This is a genomic window from Vagococcus allomyrinae, assembly GCF_017829975.1.
GTDB classification, from domain to species: Bacteria; Bacillota; Bacilli; order Lactobacillales; family Vagococcaceae; genus Vagococcus_D; species Vagococcus_D allomyrinae.
The window spans coordinates 80940-100220 of the sequence record NZ_JAEEGA010000021.1; the positions used below are offsets into that span (position 1 = coordinate 80940).

Here is a 19281-nt window from a genome sequence, read left to right on the forward strand (position 1 = left end):
AAGAATTTACGAAGTTCTTAGTTCTTAAGCCAAAGAGTGAGAGGAACTATAAGAAAGAGGAGCGTGAGAGAGTGTCGATTGTTAATCGAGTAGTGTTATTATTTTTTATTTATTCAGTTATTGGCTGGTTATGGGAGACGGTTTATTGTTCCATTAAGGCAAAGAAATTTGTTTACCGCGGATTTTTAATAGGACCCTATTGTCCGATATACGGCTTTGGTGTGGTCAGTGTCTTGTATTTTGTGGAACCCTATCAAAATAATGTGGCTGTTCTCTATGTCTTTTCTGCTGTTTTGGTAACAGTTTTAGAGTATTTGACAAGCTATGTGCTAGAGAAATTATTTCATGCCACGTGGTGGGATTATCACGATGTTCCTTTAAATATCAATGGTCGAGTTGCTGTACCTGTGTCCTTGTTTTGGGGATTGGCTTGTGTTTTGATTGTGAAAGTGGTCAATCCTCAAGTCTTAATACTGTCCCAATTTTTAGAACGGACATTTGGCAGTATCTTACCAGTGATTGTTATGATTTTAATGGCCGTTGATTTGATTTATACCGTGACAAATATGCTAGCCTTTCGCAAAGCCATGGCTGCCTGGTCAGTTGCTTTGGAATCCAGTAAAGCGGAGTTAAAAGTTCGGGTGGTAACAGAACTTGAGGAAAAGAAAGAAAAACTGGAAGTGAGTCGTTCTGAGCTTTTTAGTCGATTGCGTGAAAAGCGAAGCGAATTGGCAAAGTTGCCGAAAATTAATTTTAACCATCGACGAATTTTAGGAAGTTTTAGTAATTTGAAGATGAAAGAGGTTGTAAATTTGGAAGAAGTGCGAGCGGCGTTAAAAGAGTTGCGCCCGAAAAAATAATGGAGTTGATGGAGGTATAGGTAAATGGCATTAATGGAAGTTAGTTATTTTTCAAACGTGTTAGGGATGAACATGACCATGAATGTGATCATTCCTCAGCAAACGAGCACGCAAATTGGCATGACTGGATCGGCTAAATATCAAGTATATCCTACTTTATATTTACTTCACGGCATGAGTGATGACCATAGTATTTGGTTGCGTCGTACGGCTATTGAGCGTTATGTTAGTGAACTGGGAATTGCCGTTGTAATGCCGACGACTCATTTAGGTTGGTATACTGATACAGCTTATGGCTTAAAATACTGGCAACATATTTCAGAAGAGTTGCCGCAAATTTGTCGTGAATTTTTCCCGCGAATGTCTAGCAAAAGAGAAGAAACCTTTGTTGCTGGGCTCTCTATGGGTGGTTATGGTGCATTTAAATTAGGCTTGGGGAAATCGGAAACCTTTGGGGCAGCGGCTTCTCTTTCAGGTGCATTGGATATTGCGACAGCCTTTATTCCCGGTGAAATGGGGGAAGAAACACCCTTTTGGTCAGGAATTTTTGGTTCCTTGGAGGAGTTGAAAGGATCGGCTAATGATTTACTTCATGTCAGCAGTGAATTAGTCAAAAGTGATCGACCAATCCCACGATTGTTTATGTGGTGTGGCGAGCAGGATTTTCTTTTTGGACAAAATCAGCGTGCCTTAAAGCATTTGGAAAAACTAGGGTTAGAGGTAACGGCTAGTTTTACTGAAGGAGATCATAGCTGGGTCCATTGGGATGAGCAAATCCAAGTCGTGTTGAACTGGTTATTGCCTTAGATCTTTGGAACATACTAATTGTGGTGAAGAACGCATAGAAGGAGGTGGACAAAATGAGTATTGATTTATCTGTTTTAAGAGCTGAGACGGAAGCCTTGGCAATCGATGTCATCACCCAGGCGGATAGTCAGGTAGGGGACATTTTTGTTTTGGGTTGTAGTAGCAGTGAAGTGATGGGTGGAGTCATTGGCCAAAATTCCAGTCAGGAAGTTGGCGTCGTGATCATTAAAGTTTTAGTAGATGTTCTGCAGAAACGTGGTATTTATTTGGCGGTCCAAGGCTGTGAGCATTTAAACCGTGCCTTGGTGGTAGAACGTGAACTAGCGCTGGAAAAGGGACTGGAAATTGTGTCAGTCTTACCGACGCTAGACGCCGGTGGGGCATGTTCGGTGGCGGCTTTTGAGCGCTTTGAAGATCCAGTGGAAGTGGAGTTCATTGTGGCCAATGTGGGAATTGATGTGGGTGATACGGCAATTGGCATGCACATAAAGCACGTGGCGATTCCCATACGACCGAAACAAAGGCTACTTGGTAAAGCACATGTAACAGCTCTGGGATCACGGCCGAAATTAATTGGTGGTAGTCGAAGTAAATATGCATAATCGAATAAACGGACACGCTGTGGGAATCACGAAAATAATCGTGATGAAATAGCGTGTTTTTTGTGAAGAAAAGATGAATAAAGTAAATAAAAGATTAAATTATCAATAAAATAACGGTTTCTATTGATAATATCACGCTATATTTGACTTAATCAGTTATTCCTAGTATGGTTAATACATAAGCTTATATTATAGTGCGAGGTTTTGGATGGTATTGCTAAGTGCCAGAAAAACTCTTGCGATGAGCAAACAGCTACTTTATCACAATAAATTAGTTGTTTAAGCAATCTCAGCATTACTTTATTAGCGAATCACGATGGCTTGTCCAGCCAAAGGTATTCTTTATAATTAAGAGGGATTGTCTATAATTATAAGTGGAGTTCGTTTCTCAAGAAGTGGCAAAAAAAGATTTAATGTTTAGAGCTAGTGTGGGATTAAGTGAAAATTGATTGAGGATTTATCTCCTATCCTAGACCTAAAACGAGCTTATTTTTGGATAATATCTTAAGGAGGAAGAATATTTATGGCAGTCGTATTGAAAGTAGCAGAAAGAGCAATTAGACCAAGATCATTACGTAAGAAATTACGTGCAGAAGGACAGGTTCCAGGTGTAGTTTATGGCAACAAAGTCGAAAACACAGCTATCTCAGTAGATGGCAAAGAGTTAACGCGTATTTTGAAAGAGAATGGTCAAAATGCCGTTTACACATTGGAAATTGGTGGTAAAAAAGTGCCAACATTGCTGTATGATCAACAATTAGACACATTTAACCGCGATTGGGTACACGTCGAATTCTTAGCGGTAGACATGAACGAAGAAACAGAAGTCGAAGCCGAGTTAACCTTAGTAGGGACTCCTAAAGGGGTTAAAGCTGGTGGGGTGATTGGACAAAACCTATACACAGTTATTGTATCTGCAACGCCAGATAAATTACCAGATCGAATTGAAATTGATGTGGAAGGCATGGATATTGGCGATGCCATTACGATTGCTGATATTCCAGTTAATCCGGACTATACAATTATCACAGATGCTGAAGAGCAAGTGGCAGTTGTTGAGGAAGCTCAAGTCCATGAAGAGCCTGAAACAGATGAAACAAGTGCGCCTGTTGCTCAACCAGAAGTTATTGGTGAAAAAGACGCCGAATAAATGTAAATTTAAACCCACAACATGCGAGTTAGCTCTGTTGTGGGTTTTTTATTTACTTCTTTTTCTTCAAGGTCATCATCGTTAAGGGGACGGTCATTACAAAATAGCCCACTAAAACTAATACCATTAACATTGAGAGAAAACGGGTGATATTTAACCAGCTAATCAGTAAAAGTGGGATAAATATAGAGAGGGTATAGACGAGAAATAATTGTATGAATCGTTTTAATTCCATGGTAACCTCCTTAATAGCAAACGTACCTCCTAATTAAAGCTCTTTTATTAGTTGGCAACAACTATTCTGCCTGTTAACTAAAATTGGGGAAAAGTCAGAGTTATCCCCAGAAATGAAAAAGTTATCCACTTTTTCTGTGGATAACTCTGTTGGTTATGTGTAAAAGACTTAAAATTTGAGTGGAAGTCATAAAAAAACTGTGGATAACTTTGTGTAAAAGTTATTCACAGCTTTTTAAATTGGGGAAAACCCTTAGTTCTCTGCTAAAACTCGCTCAAGAAATTGTTTCGTTCGCTCCTCTGTTGGGTGATTAAAAATGTGTTCAGGAGTGCCAGATTCAGCGATAACCCCTTTATCCATAAAAATGACTCGGTCAGAAACATCTCGAGCAAAGCCCATTTCATGAGTGACGACCACCATTGTTAGTCCTGTTTCAGCTAACTCTCGCATGATTTTTAGAACTTCTCCAACCATTTCTGGATCGAGAGCCGATGTCGGCTCATCGAACAATAGACAGTCAGGATTCATGGAAAGTGCTCTAGCAATGGCAACCCGTTGTTTTTGACCGCCAGATAATTGCTTAGGCTTGGCGTGACAAAAATCACCCATGCCGACTTTTTGCAAGTTTTCAACAGCGATTCTTTCGGCTTCTGCTGGAGAACGTTTGAGAACTTTAACTTGACCGACGACACAGTTACTTAGGACGTCGTGATTATCGAAGAGATTGAACTGCTGAAAGACCATGCCTAAGTGGGTTCGGTATTCAGGCAAGTTGTAGTTACTTGCTAAAATATCCTGACCGTTAAAAATAATGGCTCCTTTTGTTGGCTGTTCCAATAAGTTGATACAACGTAAGAGTGTTGATTTCCCTGAACCAGAAGAGCCGATAATCGTAACAACTTCGCCTTTATCCACAGACAAGCTTACATCTTTTAGGACTTCGTTTTGACCATACCATTTATTTAAGTGTTGAATATCAATCATTTTCGTCATGGTTAAATCCCTCCTCTTGTTCGTTCATCTGTTTTGATAGTCTTGACCTGCATTTGATTGGCATAAGGCGCGTAATCATCAGGCCCGTCAAGGCGACGTTCTAAGTAGCGCAAGATTTGCGTAACAGTGAAGGTCATAATAAAGTAAATCACACAGACAACAAAAAAGGTATCGAAGAAGCGGTAGTTGCTGCCAGCCACTGATTTTCCTTGGAAGTACAACTCGCTGACGGCGATAACATTCAACACGGATGTATCTTTGATGTTAATTACAAATTCATTTCCCGTTGCAGGTAAAATATTGCGAATAACTTGGGGAACAACCACATTTTTCATGGTTTGGAAATGAGTCATGCCAATCGCTTGAGCAGCTTCAAACTGACCTTTGTCCACAGAGTAAATGCCCCCACGGACAATTTCTGTCATGTAAGCCCCAGTGTTAATCGAGACGATAAAAAGGGCGGCAAAGGTTGGGTTTAAATCCAGGCCAAATGCTTGGGAGCTGCCGTAATAGATGACCATCGCTTGCACGATCATTGGCGTGCCGCGGAAAATTTCGATATAAACGGAAAAGAACTTGTTGAGGAAGCCTAAACCGAATTTTTTGGCTTTATTATCGGGAACTGGAATCGTACGGAAAATCCCAATGGCCATGCCAATGGCCGTCCCAATCACTGTTCCAATTAGTGAAATAAAGAGAGTCATGCCAGCGCCACGCAAGAACATCATGCCGTTTTCTTTGATGATTTTGAAAATCCAAATCTCATCGGTTTCGTTGTCTGCTTGTTTAGCAATGACACTTTTCATGATTTCATCTTGTTTTTCGACAGAAATATCGGCTAAAATGCTGTTTATTTCTGCTAACAGTGGGCTGCCTTTTTGTAAGCCGATGGCAATAGCAGTGTCTTCAGGTGCGGTTTGAAAGCCATTTTCTTGAGAAAACTCCACCATTTTAAAGTTAGGATTGGCTTTTTCAGCCGTTAAGGCTTCGGGTTTCTCCGTGACATAGCCATCAATTTTTTCCGACTCCAAGGCGACACGCATGGCTGGGAAATTATCCATGGCCGTTTGTTTGCTGACACCAGGAATTTGGTCGATTACTGAGTAGTGGAACGTATTTAATTGGGCTGTGATTTTGGCACCTTCAAAATCATTTAGGCTTGTGGCATTTTGAAAAGGACTGCCATTTTTCACTAAAATCACCAAGTGAGACTGGTAATAAACATCGGTAAAGTCAATTTGCTTTTTTCGTTCTTCAGTGGGGGACATCCCCGCGATCACAGCATCGATTTTACCAGAGGTCAGAGCAGGTGCTAGCCCATCCCATTCAGTTTTGACAATGACTAGTTCTTTGCCTAGTTCATTGGCGATTAATTTGGCGATTTCAACATCGTAACCACCAGCAAATTCTTTGGCACCTTCAATCGGCACAGCGCCATTTTTATCATCTGTTTGGGTCCAGTTAAAGGGAGCATAGCCAGCTTCCATCCCAACTCTGAAGGTTCCTTCGGCTTTAGCCGTCTGACTGCTAAATACTAGTCCGATAAGTAGTATTAGCCCAACCCCAATTCTTTTCCTAATCGTCATTTTCTTCCTCCTAATTTGAATAAGTTGCGATTGTTTCGGAACACGCAAAAATGACCCCATGATTTCTCATGAGGTCGCAATAATAGACTTATTCATTTTGCCTTTAGACAAGAATAGCGCAACTTAGTTTTTACAAACTAAGACAGTTCAACAGCTATCAACTGTTGTCCCAACACCCGTTAGTGAGGCTAACGGATATTTCGGCGACTTTCCCTCCTGACAGTGTCTCTGTATCCTCATACTCGACTGTCATTCCTAATCATCGCGACCTCTACCTCATATCTGAGGCACTTATTCAATTTTACAAATTTTAACGTACATTTGTGAATCTGTCAAATCTATTTGAAATTATTTTGCTGCTTCAAGTTTTGGTTCACGGCCAAGAACAGCTTTGATGACAGCTAAAACTAATTCAACAGCGATTAACGCATACATCAATGAACTGTATGTTGTGATACCGAAATCCCATGTCTTATAAACAAGTAAAACAATAGCTAAAACAATTGCTGCCAACACATTAAATAAAGCGAATGCCCATAAATTTCCATTTTCTTTGTTTGCTAAGTAGTAAACAGAGAAACCAGTACTGATGGCGATCCACGCAATACTTACCAAAATACTAGCCCAATAAATTAAAAATGCTACCATTTTTTTCACCTCTTTCTTCTCACTTGTTATTTTAGCATCTTCTCTATGGCTTGTCATTGAAAAGTGATAAAAAATTGTTTTTTTTATCACAAACTATGGTTTTTTTAGAGAGAGTTACCTTTCAAATATTGACCTTTCCAGCATTCTAAGTTATTTTTAGTAAGATATAAGAAAAGGTAGGTGTTAGAGATGTGGTTTATTCCAGCGTTGGTAACGGTGTTAGCTTGGGGAACAGCTGATTTGTTTTATAAGAAGGGAAACGACCCAACAGATTCCAACAGCGCCCTAAAAACAGTGGTCATGGTTGGTGTCGTTATGGGGTTACATGCTATTTTATACATGATGGTGTATCAGAATATTCAGTTTGAGTGGGTGAATATGGTTCTTTATTTACCTGTTTCGGCGATGTATATTTTATCGATGGCAATTGGTTATTTTGGTCTGCGTTATATAGAATTATCAATTTCGTCGCCAATTAGTAATTCTTCTGGGGCCGTTTCAGCTCTAATGTCCTTTTTTATTTTAGGTAGTCGCATGGCATTTATTCAATTTATTGCAGTAGGATTCATTTCAGTAGGTATTTTTTTTCTTTCCTATTTTGAAAAACAAGAGATGGATCGAGAATTAGCTAAGTCAAAGGAACACGTCGACAAAAAATACCGAGTGGGAGCAATTGCCATCATCTTCCCCATTTTATATTGTGTGATTGATGGTGCAGGCACGTTTTTAGATGGCTACTATTTGGAGACGAAACAAATCATGTCGGAAGATCAGGCTTTAATTAGTTATGAATTAACTTTTCTAGTGGTGGGGATTTTGGTTTTTAGTTATTTAACGATGAAAAAAGAGCGGATGTCCATTAAAAAAGAAAAATATCGTACTTTAGCGGCGCTTTGTGAAACCTTAGGTCAGTTTTTCTATGTAGGAGCAATTGCAAGTAATGCCATTGTAGTGGCACCGATGATTTCTTCTTATAGTATCGTGTCTGTCATTCTGTCACGAATTTTCCTTAAAGAAAAATTGACAACAAAACAATATTTAATAATTGGAATGATCATGATCGCCATTGCTATTTTAGGCTTTTATGACGGTTAGGACGAGTCGGTTACCGATAGTTGCTTGAAGGGGCTTTTTTGAGTTACTATTAAAGGACGGATAGTGTCAAAAGGAGGGAAGCTATGGCTCAGGAGCAGACGATTTTGGCAAATGTTATGAAGGTGATTGAGGCTTATAAAAAGGGGCAACTCGGAGGTGAGAAGATGCCTGAAGACGAGAATCCTGGTTATCCTTTGGATAGTCAGGAGAATTACCTCTATTTTACCTTGCCAATGGCATTAAATTATCAGCGAAATTCTTATAAATTATGGGAAAGTGCTAACCGATCGGCTAACAATCCCGAGGTTTCAGAGATATTTACGCCACAACGCGTTATTGAGATGACTGAGGAGTCGTTGAGGGATAAGTTGATTAAGTATCAGGTGGCGTTACAACCAAATAAACAACCCCTAATCTGGCGAAAATTATGCACAACGTTTCAAGATCGATATGCGGGGGATGTTCGATTGCTTTTCCAAAAAAATCATTACAGTGTTAATGAAATTAAGGCTGATATGCTGAGTCATAAGCAAGATTTCCCCTATTTGTCTGGTAACAAAATTATGAATTATTGGTTGTATGTCATGACGGAATATACAGACCTTGAGTTAGTTGATCGACACCATATTTCAGTTGCACCAGATACTCATGTGATTCAAGCCAGTCTAAGGCTAGGATTAATAAATGAGACTGAATTTAATCGTAGTGATGTCCAGCAGATTGTTGCAGTGCGGTGGGAAGCACTGTTACAGGGAAGTGGCTATGATCCGATAGATGTTCATACACCTTTATGGCTGTGGGGGCGTTCCAATTTCCGGTATGTTGATTAGGTAGATCATCTTATGTTGAGCATGCCTTAAAAAAGTGCACGTTGACATGATATAATGAATAGAGGTGAGAAAGATGGGGCAGCGAGAAGAGGCAATTCAATTAATCAGGAGCAGTCAGTCCATAACCTTTTTAACAGGAGCGGGAGTTTCGGTCGCATCAGGTATTCCTGACTATCGTTCAATGGGAGGCGTTTATGAGGGGCTTGAAGAACCTGAATATTTGTTAAGCCACAGTTGTTTAGTGGAGGAACCTCAAAAATTTTATGGGTTTGTTAAGCAACTGTATCATCCAAGTGCAGAACCGAATGTGATTCATCAGAAAATGGCGGAACTGGCAAGCCATCAAAGGATCAAGATTGTGACACAAAATATTGATCAACTTCACGATAAAGCTGGTAGTCAGGTGATTAACTTTCACGGTAGCTTATATGATTGTTATTGTATGAAGTGTGGGCGATCAGTGGCAGTAACTGATTACTTGAAAAGCGACTGTCACAGTGAATGTGGTGGTAGAATTCGACCGAATGTGGTCTTGTATGAAGAAAGTTTAAATAGTGATATTATTGAGTCGGCGATTCAAGCAGTGGCGAAAGCCGAAGTTTTGGTTATTGTGGGAACGAGTTTTAAAGTCTACCCGTTTAGCGACTTATTGCGCTTTAAACGAGGCAGTCAAGTGATCGTTGTGAATAATGAAGCTCTTTCTCTGAGCGGGGATTACCTGATGATCACAGAAGACGCCACTCATTTTTTTGAAGAACTATAACACTAGAAAAGAGGCGGAGTATGTTAAGTCAACAACGGGAAAAAATTGATCAGTTGGATCAGCAAATTGTCGCATTATTAGAGGAGCGAATGACAGTGGTGACGGAAGTCGCACGGATTAAGGCGGAGAATCAGTTGGCTATTTTGGATGGTCAACGGGAAGAAGCGCTTTTGGCTAAAATTCGTCATTACGTAAAAGACGATCAGTATGAAGAAAGTATTGTGGAAGTTTACCAAGCGATGTTGCTTATATCTAAAAACTATCAAAGGAAAACTAATGGGAAGTGAGAGTATGACAGGAGAAGAAAGACGAGAACTGATTGTGGCAAGTCTAAGCCAAGCAGGCAAGCCGTTGAGTGCGTCGGCTTTTGCTAAAGAATTTGGCGTCAGTCGTCAAATTATTGTTGGAGATGTGGCCTTGATTCGAGCGGCGGGGCTCGGTGTGCGAGCAACGGCCAAAGGGTATGTGTTGGAAACAGCCCTAAATCCTGACAGTTATCGAGGTCAAGTAGTGTGTCAGCATCAATTGGCGGAAACGGAAACGGAATTGAGTCTGATTGTGGGACTTGGAGGCGTGGTAGTAGATGTGTCAGTGGACCATCCTTTTTACGGAGAATTAACAGGAAACTTGGATATTCAAACAGAAGAAGATGTTGCGGCTTTTATAGACCGAGTGGCAGAGAAGAATGCGCGCCTGCTACTTGATTTAACAGGTGGCATTCATCTGCATACGTTGGTCTGTCGTGATCAGTCACATTTTGTGACGATTAAAGAGGCTCTAGGGGAAGCCGGTCTGCTTTATCAAGAAAAATAAGCTAACTTAACCAGTGAGTTAAGTTAGCTTATTTGGGTGTTTAGTGGCCAGTTAAAAGACTAAGACCGGTGTGCCAACTTCGATGGCTTCATACAACTTAGCTGCAACGTCAGGTGGTGTATTGACACAGCCGTGAGAGCCAACTGTTTGCCATAATGATCCACCATAGGCTGGTTGCCAAGGAGAGTCATGAATACCAACACCCGTCCAATCAATCGGCATCCAGTAATCCACAGGCTCAGCATATTTAGACCCGTCATCATTGGTACCCCGTAAGGTAGAATTACGTTCTTTTTTCCAAACATAGTTCGTTGCAGCAGGGGTTGGCGTAGTGGGTTTACCTGTGACCACATCTGTTTCTAGAAACAGCTTGCCGTCACGGTAATAGTACATGTGTTGATTTTGCAAATCAACTTCCACATATGTATTGCCAATTAGAGGCGTGCTAATTGAGGCACTGCCTTGAGCGCTCGGTGAGCGGTTAACGCCGTTTCCTTTTAGCAACTCATCATATAAAGTGTCAGTTTCAGTGTCGGTTTGTATCGTCCAACTATATGAACCTGCAGGGACCGAAACTTCTCCACGGGCAGTGCTTTTGAATTTAGTTGGATTGGTACTGGTGTTATATTGAGCTCCAAGATTTGCTACATAGGCTCTGATTTTTTCTTTATCCAAAGCAACTTGATTGTTCGCCTGGTCATAATTAATCCAATTGGCAATTTCAGTTTTTGGTATGGCAACATTTTCACCATTAATAATATAATTGACTTGCTGATCAGTAATCCGGCTGACTTCGGCTAAGTTCTTTTGAAGATCAGCATTATCAGACGTCACTGCCGGTTTGGCGATAAATTCTTCTAATTCTAAATTTTCTTTGCCTGTTGTTAGACGTTCTTTTAAAGTTTCAACGACTTTAGCCACTTCGATATTATTCCCTTGAACCTCAGGCACAATTTCGAAACCTTGCTCATTTTTTTTGATAGTGGCATTAGCAGAGGCGGTTCGCCCTTTATTTAGTTCGCCAATTTCATTAACAAGGGAATCAGAGAAAGCTTTAAGGCTCTCTTCGTTAACGGAAGTATCTTTTAGTTCATGCTTATTTTTATTCAAGTAGCTCATGAACCACAAGTAGTTGTTTTGCTTGTCCATTATTTGTTTTAAGTCTTTTGAATAGTTGTATTCCATGCCTAGTTCACTAGTAGGAATCTGTTTCCAGACTTGTCCATTGTCAAGGATATCGAAGGTTTCTTTGGCACTTTGTTCCGCTAATGCTTTTTCAGCTTCCTGGTAAGTCATTTGACTGATGTTAATGCCATTGGCTGTCGATTGTGGAAGATAATGTTGTTTAAAGAAATTAACTTGATATATATATAGACCGATTATAAGTACTAGGAGGACACCGAGTAAGATAAAAATCCATTTCTTTGCTTTCATAAAAAGCTCCTTCTTCTGTTTTGTAATCATATTGTAACATATCAGCTGAAAAATGCGACCCATTTATTTCAAAAACCCCAGTTTTTAGGATAATTAGAGCCATTTTAAGGAAATATTAAGAATGAACAAGTGTTACTCTATTAATATAAAAACTTTCCTGTAAGAAAGCAAGTAAATTGTTTATGAAGATTTGCTTTAATGTGTTATAATTGAAAGAAAACTGGGCGATGAGTAACTCATCGCTCAGCTATTTTGTGTATTAATGAGTAAAATTTAAGGGTTTTTCTAACACAATCTAGAAATTAACTAGGAAACTGAGAGGGGTATCATCAGTGAAATTAATCGTAGGATTAGGTAATCCGGGCTCTAAATATATGGCAACTAAACACAACGTTGGCTTTATAACAATTGATGAATTAGCCCACCGCGAACGAGCATCTTTTACTAAACATCAGTGTGAGGCCGATATTGCCGAATTTTTTGTCGGCAGCGAAAAGATTATTTTAGCGAAGCCTGTTACCTTTATGAATGAATCCGGCCGTTCAGTAGGGCCTTTAATGAATTATTATAACCTTGATAGGGATGATGTACTTGTCATTTATGATGACTTGGATTTGCCAATCGGTAGTTTGCGTTTGCGACAAAAAGGTGGTGCAGGAGGTCATAATGGTATTAAGAGCCTGATTCAACATTTAGGAACAAATGAGTTTAACCGAATTAGAATCGGGATCGATCGGCCTCGTCCTGGGCAAGACGTTATTTCCCACGTACTGGGAACGTTTCCCAAAGAGACACACGAAAACATGCTATTTTCTGTTAAGAAAGCAGCTGATGCCTGTTTATACTGGGCAGAAGGACACACGTTTATCGATACGATGAACCAATTTAATGTGAAGACATAGGAAGTAGGATAACTATCAATGAGTATTATGGAAAAAATAATCAATTCAGAAAAAATTCGCTTGTGGTTGGATCAAACAACAACGGCTAAACAGCAATTAGTAACAGGATTAGCTGGATCTGCTAAGATGCTTGTGATGGCGAGTTTGTTTCAAGATAAGCAAAAACGAGTCGTCATTGTGACACCTAACTTGTATCAAGCAAGTAATTTAATGGATGATTTACGAAATGTAATTCCAGATGAACAACTTCACCTTTTTCCAGTAGATGAAGTAACGTCAGTTGAGATGTCCTTTTCTTCACCAGAAGCCTTAGCGGAGCGGGTGACAACCCTATCTTTTTTGGCGAGTGGGCAACCAGGTGTTATCGTTGTGCCGGTAGCAGGAGTCAGAAAGTACTTACCTTCTCCTAAGGATTGGCAACAATTCGAACGAAAACTGGTTAAAGATGCAGAAGTTGACGTGGATCAATTAATGAAACAGTTAGTTCTCATGGGCTACGAACGTCAAGGGATGGTCGGAAAACCAGGGGAATTTAGTTTGCGTGGCAGCATTTTAGATATTTATCCGCTGACAACGGACTACCCTGTGCGAATTGATTTCTTTGACGTCCAAGTGGATTCAATTCGTTATTTTGAAGCAGATACTCAACGATCAATTCAAACAATTGAAGAAGTGACGATCAGCCCTGCTTCAGATGTCTTTGTATCGGAAAATGACTTAGTCGTTGGTGCTGAGCGCCTCCAAGCCGCTCTAACTAAACACCTGGCAGTGGTCAAGGAAGAAACGGATAAAGAACTTTTAAGAAGCTATTTTGAGACATTGATTGGTGAGTGGCAATCAGGTAATCCTACGGAAGATGCTCGCTATTATTTAGATTTTTTATACGGCGATAAAACCACATTACTTGATTATCTAGAGGTGGATGATTTAATCTGCGTCGACGATTACCCTCGAGTGCTTGAGGCAGAGAAAGAAATGTTGCTGGAAGAAGCCGAATGGTTAACTATGAAACTGCAAGAATTGCGTGTTTTTCCTGATCAGTCATTAGGAGCAGACTTGCGAAATGTTATGAAAAAAACGGCTTGCCACATTAGTTATTTTTCTTTATTTCAAAAAGGCATGGGCAATTTAAAATTTCAAGGTGTTCACACCATTCAGTTTAGAGCGATGCAGCAATTTTTTGGTCAAATGCCGCTGTTAAAAGTCGAAATGGAGCGCTGGCGCAAGAAAAATGAAACGGTGATTGTGCTTGTTTCTAATGAGGAAAAAAGTAAAAAAGCAGAAGAGATGTTTATTGACCATGATATCTCGGCGGTGATTACCACCTCAGATAAGCTATTAGAGGGTCAGGTCCAAATTGCGGTGGGGCAATTGCAGTCAGGTTTCGAATTGCCAGAAGAAAAGTTAGTGGTTATTACAGAACGTGAACTTCTGCAAACTGTTGCGAAAAAACGAGCTCGCAAGCAGAATATTTCTAATGCGGAACGCTTGAAGAGCTACAATGAATTAAAACCAGGAGACTATGTGGTTCACATTAACCACGGAATTGGGAAGTACGTCGGTATGGAAACCCTCCAAATGGATGGGGTCCACCAAGACTATATGACAATTGTTTACCAAAATAATGACAAGCTGTTTATTCCAGTGACTCAGTTAAATTTGATTCAAAAATATGTTGCTTCAGAATCAAAATCGCCGAAGATTAATAAACTAGGTGGAGCTGAGTGGACTAAAACGCGCAATAAGGTAACGGCTAAGATTGAGGATATCGCCGATGATCTGATTCAATTATACGCTGAGCGTGAGGCCGAAAAAGGTTATGCTTTTTCTCCAGATGACGATTATCAAAAAGAGTTTGAGGATGCATTTCCTTATAGCGAGACCGAAGATCAGCTGCGCAGCATTCAGGAAATTAAACGGGATATGGAAAAAACTAAACCGATGGATCGTCTTTTGGTAGGGGATGTTGGGTATGGGAAAACGGAAGTTGCCTTGCGGGCTGCCTTTAAAGCAGTTCAAGATGGGAAACAAGTGGCGTTTTTAGTGCCGACCACTATTTTGGCCCAACAGCATTATGAAACCATGCTGGAGCGTTTTGCTGGTTTTCCTGTGACTGTGGGATTAATGAGTCGCTTTCGGACGAAAAAACAACAGAACGAGACAACTGATGCTTTGCGTAAAGGACAGATTGATATCGTCGTTGGGACTCACCGAATCTTGTCAAAAGATATCGAATTCCAGGACTTGGGGCTATTGATTATTGATGAGGAGCAGCGCTTTGGGGTTAAACATAAGGAACGTTTAAAACAGCTTCGTTCTCAAGTGGACGTGCTAACGTTAACGGCAACGCCGATTCCACGGACGTTGCACATGTCGATGCTAGGGGTGCGAGACTTGTCAGTCATTGAAACGCCGCCGGCTAATCGTTATCCGGTGCAAACTTATGTCATGGAGAAAAATCCAGGTGCCGTGAGAGATGCAATTGAACGAGAAATGGCTCGAGAAGGCCAAGTCTTCTATTTATACAACCGTGTAGATACTATTGAACAGAAGGTTGACGAGCTATTGGAATTGGTTCCAGATGCTCGAATCGCCTTTGCTCATGGGCAAATGACGGAGATTCAATTAGAAAACGTCTTGTTTGATTTTATCAACAAAGAATACGATGTTTTGGTTACCACAACTATTATTGAAACAGGTGTAGACATTCCCAATGTAAACACGCTTTTTGTGGAAAACGCTGATCATATGGGCTTGTCTCAGCTGTATCAATTAAGGGGAAGGGTTGGCCGAAGTAACAGGGTTGCCTTTGCTTATTTTATGTACGAACCACAAAAAATCTTAAATGAGGTCAGTGAGAAACGTCTTCAGGCGATTAAAGATTTTACGGAGCTAGGTTCAGGTTTTAAAATTGCCATGCGTGACTTGTCTATTCGCGGAGCGGGGAATTTGTTAGGGGCTCAGCAACATGGCTTTATCGACTCCGTCGGGTTCGATATGTATACCCAAATGTTAAGTGAAGCTGTGGCTCGTAAGCAAGGGGACACAGTTCAGGATTATAAAACCTCCATGGAAATTGATGTGGGAATTGATGCTTATATTCCCTCTGAATACATTGCGGATGAACGTCAAAAAATTGAAATCTATAAACGAGTGCGTCAATTAGAAACCATGGAAATGTATGAAGAGTTGGAAAGTGACCTATTTGATCGTTTCGGACCTTATCCAGACGAAGTCGGCTATCTATTGTCGATTGGTTTGATTAAAATGAATGGTGATTTTGCTTTAATAGAAAGTATCCGTCGCAACAAAGAAAAAATCAGTATCGTCTTGAGTGTAGCTGGAACCAATGCGTATAAAGTGGATCAATTGTTTAAAACCTTGGCGGTGACGAAGCTAGAGGCAGACTTAGGGTTAGACGGTGATCAAATGCGGATTCAATTGACAATTCCTAAAGGAATGAGTGCTGCGGTGTGGTTAATGGAATTGTCGCAGTTTGTGACAGCGCTGAGAAAAGAAAAATACACAAGTAAAGAATTATCAAAAGAGGCGTAAAACCTTCTTGTAAATGGTAGGTGGAAAAATGGCGAAAGCAAGTCAGCAACGGCTCATGCGTGGTGCGTTATTGTTAACCGTTACGTCTTTTATGGTTAAAATTTTGAGCGCCGTTTACCGTGTCCCGTTTCAAAATATGGTTGGTGATGAGGGGTTTTATGCCTATCAACAGGTTTACCCTATTTATGGAATCGCCATGACCTTGTCTTTGTCAGGGCTGCCAGTCTTTTTATCGAAATTGGTGGCAGAACAAGAAGAGGAGCAGCAGAAACTAAGCGTTGTGCGTCAAATTTTCCCATTGGTGTTTGGTTTATCAGCCATCATGTTTGGTGTGACTTTTTTTGGCGGCGACTTACTGGCCAGTTGGATGGGTGATAAAGCTCTGGCTCCTTTAATCAAAATGGTCTCTTTTGTTTTCTTGTTAACTCCGTTTTTAACGAGCTATCGAGGCTACTTTCAAGGTGAATTGATGATGGCGCCAACGGCTTATTCGCAATTGTTGGAGCAATTCTTGCGTGTGGGGGTCATCCTAGGAGCCGCCTTTATTTTGACAAAGATTGGCTGGTCGATTTATCAGGTTGGCACAATGGCTATGGCTGGCGCTCTAGTTGGTGGTTTAGGAGCCCTCATCATATTATGGCAGTATCGTCCCGATAAGGGCTTGTTGGGAAAGGGGCGGATTCATCTTGAACAAGGGAAGGAATCCCGATCGTATTTTCGCCGCTTCTTAGTTGAGGGGGGCTTGATATGCGGCTATAGTTCTTTGCTGGTCTTATTTCAATTAGTCGATTCTTTTGTGATTAAAAATCAATTGGTTATGTCTGGGCTGACTAATATGGAAGCTAAGATAACCAAAGGGATTTATGACCGTGGTCAACCTCTTGTTCAAGTTGGTTTAGTTATAGCCGTTGCACTGACCACGTCTTTTTTACCCACGCTGACTAAGTATCACATGGAAAAGAAGCAAGTGTTTTACGAGCGGACTGCCAGTACTTTTTTACGGGTGACGATTGTCATAGCCAGTGGGGCCAGTGTAGGACTCATGTTGTTATTGCCTTATGTTAATAGCAGTTTATTTGGCGACGATCGAGAGACTCTTTCTCTCAGTCTTCTGATGGGAACCATCTTTTTGATGTCGCTAATTTTAGCTTTTCAAACACTTTTTCAAAGTCGCAATTATTATCGACCAGCTTTATACGGTCTGGTATTAGGTTGTGTCGTCAAAGTGCTTGTCAGCCCAGTATTGACCAGCTATCTAGGGACAGTTGGCGCTAGTTTGGCGACGTTGCTAGGTTTAGGTGCGTGTTTGTTCGTGTTAGTTTATAACGCTTTGCAAATGAGTAAGTATGGCATCAATTCCCAGTTTATCTGGAAATTAATGATTTGTTTAGGTATGATGGTAGTAACGTTAGTCGTTTATCGTTGGGGAGTTGATTCTTGGTTAGTTGCCAACGAGTCTCGCCCGTTATTTATGGCGGGGGCACTCGTTGGTGTCGCGCTTGGTGGCAGTGTTTTTTTATGGCTGCTAATTAGCAGCCGTCTTTTCACTTTGCGTGAATGGTTGATGATTCCCATGGGCAAGAAATTATTGCGCTTAAAGAAATAAGGAACGATGTAAAATGAGAAAGCCTTAAAATGAGGAGGAACAAAAGGTGCGTTTAGATAAATTTTTGAAAGTGTCGCGGATTATTAAGCGGCGGACAGTTGCTAAAGAAGTAGCAGATAAGGGGCGAATTCAAGTTAATGGCCAAATCGCAAAATCCTCAACAGCTCTTAAAATTGGCGATTTAGTTAAAATTGTATTTGGAAATAAGACACTCGAAGTAAAAGTGTTAGATTTGAAAGATTCAACGAAAAAAGATGATGCTCAGAAATTATATGAGATTGTCAGTGAAACAAGAGAGACGACTTATGAAAATTTAGATTAGACAATGACTGTCCTTATTGATATAATGTCTATGAAACAGAATCCAGGAATGGAGTTTTTGATATGGAAGATAAACAAATTGAACAGCCGACACCAAAGGAATCGAATGTCGCATCTATCGGCAATCAATTTACTAAGGAGCAAATTAAACAATTTAATAGACAACAAAAGCGAATTATTTTTCGTCGTCGTCGATTAGCGGTTATTTTCGCTGTCGCTTTAGTTATTTTTGTGTTGAGCGGCTTTAATTTGTTGCGAAGTTATCAACGTATCAATGATTTGAATAAGGCCAAAGCAACTGCTGAAGCAACTCAGGCGGAGCTTACAACCAGAGTTGCATCCTTGGAGTATGATGTAAAATTATTGGAAGATCCAGCTTATTTACAAAAGTTGGCCCGCCAAAAATACTTTTACACAAAAGAGGGAGAGCTGGTTTTCAGTATCCCTCAAATCAATCCCAATTCTCGTGGAGAAACAAAAGCCGATGACTCAACAAACTCAGAGACGAATCAATCGTCAAAAGAGTAAATGATTCACAGGCAATTTTATTTATAAAAAAGGTTTAAAAATACTAAGGAGGAACAACTTTTTTATGTCAATCGAAGTAGGGGCAAAAATTTCTGGTAAAGTGTCAGGTATTACAAATTTTGGAGCATTTATCGATTTAGGTGAAGGAAAAACAGGGTTGGTTCATATTAGTGAAGTTTCCAATAACTATGTTAAGGATATTAACGATGTACTTAAAGTAGGGGAAACAGTTGAAGTGAAAGTAATGTCCGTTGGTAATGATGGTAAGATTGGCTTGTCCATTCGCCGTGTTTCCGAAGAAGTGCCTGAAAGAGCACCGAAAAAAGAATTTACTCGCCCTCAGCGAAAAGAATATAAAAAACCGGTTGTCCAAGCAGCTCACAAAAAAGATGATTTTGATTCGTTAATGAGTTCGTTTTTGAAAGATAGCGACGATCGTTTAACTTCATTAAAACGCAATACTGAAGGTAAACGTGGCGGTCGTGGTGGACGACGTAACTAAATAATTTGAACTTATATGCCGAGGCGATTGTCTCGGCTATTGTTATTTTAC

Annotated in this window: 20 protein-coding genes and 1 riboswitch; of the genes, 15 read left to right on the top strand and 5 right to left on the bottom strand. The window is 40.3% G+C overall.

Translation table 11 applies throughout. The annotated features are described in order from the left end of the window. The first annotated feature begins 71 nt into the window (after positions 1-71). The 4 genes from I6N95_RS23780 to I6N95_RS23795 all read left to right on the top strand — a co-directional run bounded on the left by I6N95_RS23780 (position 72) and on the right by I6N95_RS23795 (position 3419). Complete coding sequence (locus I6N95_RS23780) at positions 72-860, top strand: putative ABC transporter permease (RefSeq protein WP_209532100.1); 789 nt, start codon at positions 72-74, stop codon at positions 858-860. Positions 861-884: 24 nt separating this feature from the next. Beyond that, positions 885-1667 (top strand): alpha/beta hydrolase, encoded by a 783-nt coding sequence (locus I6N95_RS23785; protein ID WP_209532102.1) that lies wholly within the window; start codon positions 885-887, stop codon positions 1665-1667. 59 nt (positions 1668-1726) lie between these two features. After that, positions 1727-2269, top strand: coding sequence for a TIGR01440 family protein (locus I6N95_RS23790; RefSeq protein WP_209532186.1), 543 nt, complete (start codon positions 1727-1729; stop codon positions 2267-2269). A 523-nt stretch (positions 2270-2792) separates the two neighbouring features. Next, positions 2793-3419: a 50S ribosomal protein L25/general stress protein Ctc gene (locus I6N95_RS23795; protein ID WP_209532104.1), complete on the top strand. Its 627-nt coding sequence runs from the start codon at positions 2793-2795 to the stop codon at positions 3417-3419. Between the two features lie 52 nt (positions 3420-3471). On the opposite strand, the gene I6N95_RS23800 is transcribed toward I6N95_RS23795, so the two are convergent. The 4 genes from I6N95_RS23800 to I6N95_RS23815 form a co-directional block, all read right to left on the bottom strand. Then, positions 3472-3654, bottom strand: a complete 183-nt coding sequence (locus I6N95_RS23800; RefSeq protein WP_209532106.1) for a hypothetical protein — start codon at positions 3652-3654, stop codon at positions 3472-3474. A gap of 252 nt (positions 3655-3906) precedes the next feature. Continuing rightward, on the bottom strand, positions 3907-4647 hold the full coding sequence (locus tag I6N95_RS23805; RefSeq protein ID WP_283809017.1) for an amino acid ABC transporter ATP-binding protein: 741 nt from the start codon (positions 4645-4647) through the stop codon (positions 3907-3909). A gap of 2 nt (positions 4648-4649) precedes the next feature. Next, complete coding sequence (locus I6N95_RS23810; protein ID WP_209532108.1) at positions 4650-6233, bottom strand: ABC transporter permease subunit; 1584 nt, start codon at positions 6231-6233, stop codon at positions 4650-4652. A gap of 106 nt (positions 6234-6339) precedes the next feature. After that, a riboswitch (Lysine riboswitch) is annotated at positions 6340-6515 on the bottom strand. 66 nt (positions 6516-6581) lie between these two features. Then, positions 6582-6881, bottom strand: a complete 300-nt coding sequence (locus I6N95_RS23815; RefSeq protein WP_209532110.1) for a hypothetical protein — start codon at positions 6879-6881, stop codon at positions 6582-6584. 189 nt (positions 6882-7070) lie between these two features. Between I6N95_RS23815 and I6N95_RS23820 the strand changes: the two genes are divergently transcribed. From I6N95_RS23820 to I6N95_RS23840, 5 genes are all read left to right on the top strand, one after another. Next, the gene (locus I6N95_RS23820; RefSeq protein ID WP_209532119.1) at positions 7071-7976 is read left to right on the top strand and encodes a GRP family sugar transporter; all 906 of its coding nucleotides are present in this window, start codon (positions 7071-7073) and stop codon (positions 7974-7976) included. A gap of 83 nt (positions 7977-8059) precedes the next feature. Then, on the top strand, positions 8060-8806 hold the full coding sequence (locus I6N95_RS23825; RefSeq protein WP_209532121.1) for a hypothetical protein: 747 nt from the start codon (positions 8060-8062) through the stop codon (positions 8804-8806). A 73-nt stretch (positions 8807-8879) separates the two neighbouring features. Further along, the gene (locus I6N95_RS23830) at positions 8880-9569 is read left to right on the top strand and encodes an NAD-dependent protein deacylase (RefSeq protein ID WP_209532123.1); all 690 of its coding nucleotides are present in this window, start codon (positions 8880-8882) and stop codon (positions 9567-9569) included. Positions 9570-9589: 20 nt separating this feature from the next. Beyond that, entirely contained in the window at positions 9590-9856 is a 267-nt protein-coding gene (locus tag I6N95_RS23835; protein ID WP_209532125.1) for a chorismate mutase, read from the top strand. 4 nt (positions 9857-9860) lie between these two features. Continuing rightward, positions 9861-10382: a transcription repressor NadR gene (locus I6N95_RS23840; protein ID WP_209532127.1), complete on the top strand. Its 522-nt coding sequence runs from the start codon at positions 9861-9863 to the stop codon at positions 10380-10382. A 51-nt stretch (positions 10383-10433) separates the two neighbouring features. Here the strand turns inward: I6N95_RS23840 and I6N95_RS23845 are convergent, their stop codons facing one another. Further along, entirely contained in the window at positions 10434-11816 is a 1383-nt protein-coding gene (locus I6N95_RS23845) for a L,D-transpeptidase family protein (protein ID WP_209532129.1), read from the bottom strand. Between the two features lie 332 nt (positions 11817-12148). On the opposite strand from I6N95_RS23845, the gene pth reads away from it, so the two are divergent. From pth to I6N95_RS23875, 6 genes are all read left to right on the top strand, one after another. Next, a complete protein-coding gene (pth, locus tag I6N95_RS23850; protein ID WP_209532131.1) occupies positions 12149-12718 on the top strand; it encodes an aminoacyl-tRNA hydrolase in 570 nt (189 codons plus the stop codon). An 18-nt stretch (positions 12719-12736) separates the two neighbouring features. Further along, complete coding sequence (gene mfd / locus I6N95_RS23855; RefSeq protein WP_209532134.1) at positions 12737-16273, top strand: transcription-repair coupling factor; 3537 nt, start codon at positions 12737-12739, stop codon at positions 16271-16273. Positions 16274-16301: 28 nt separating this feature from the next. Then, complete coding sequence (locus I6N95_RS23860; RefSeq protein WP_209532135.1) at positions 16302-17879, top strand: putative polysaccharide biosynthesis protein; 1578 nt, start codon at positions 16302-16304, stop codon at positions 17877-17879. A 46-nt stretch (positions 17880-17925) separates the two neighbouring features. Further along, the gene (locus I6N95_RS23865; RefSeq protein WP_209532137.1) at positions 17926-18201 is read left to right on the top strand and encodes an RNA-binding S4 domain-containing protein; all 276 of its coding nucleotides are present in this window, start codon (positions 17926-17928) and stop codon (positions 18199-18201) included. Between the two features lie 62 nt (positions 18202-18263). After that, complete coding sequence (locus I6N95_RS23870) at positions 18264-18728, top strand: FtsB family cell division protein (RefSeq protein ID WP_209532139.1); 465 nt, start codon at positions 18264-18266, stop codon at positions 18726-18728. A gap of 64 nt (positions 18729-18792) precedes the next feature. Then, entirely contained in the window at positions 18793-19230 is a 438-nt protein-coding gene (locus I6N95_RS23875) for a S1 domain-containing RNA-binding protein (RefSeq protein ID WP_209532140.1), read from the top strand. Positions 19231-19281 lie beyond the last annotated feature (51 nt).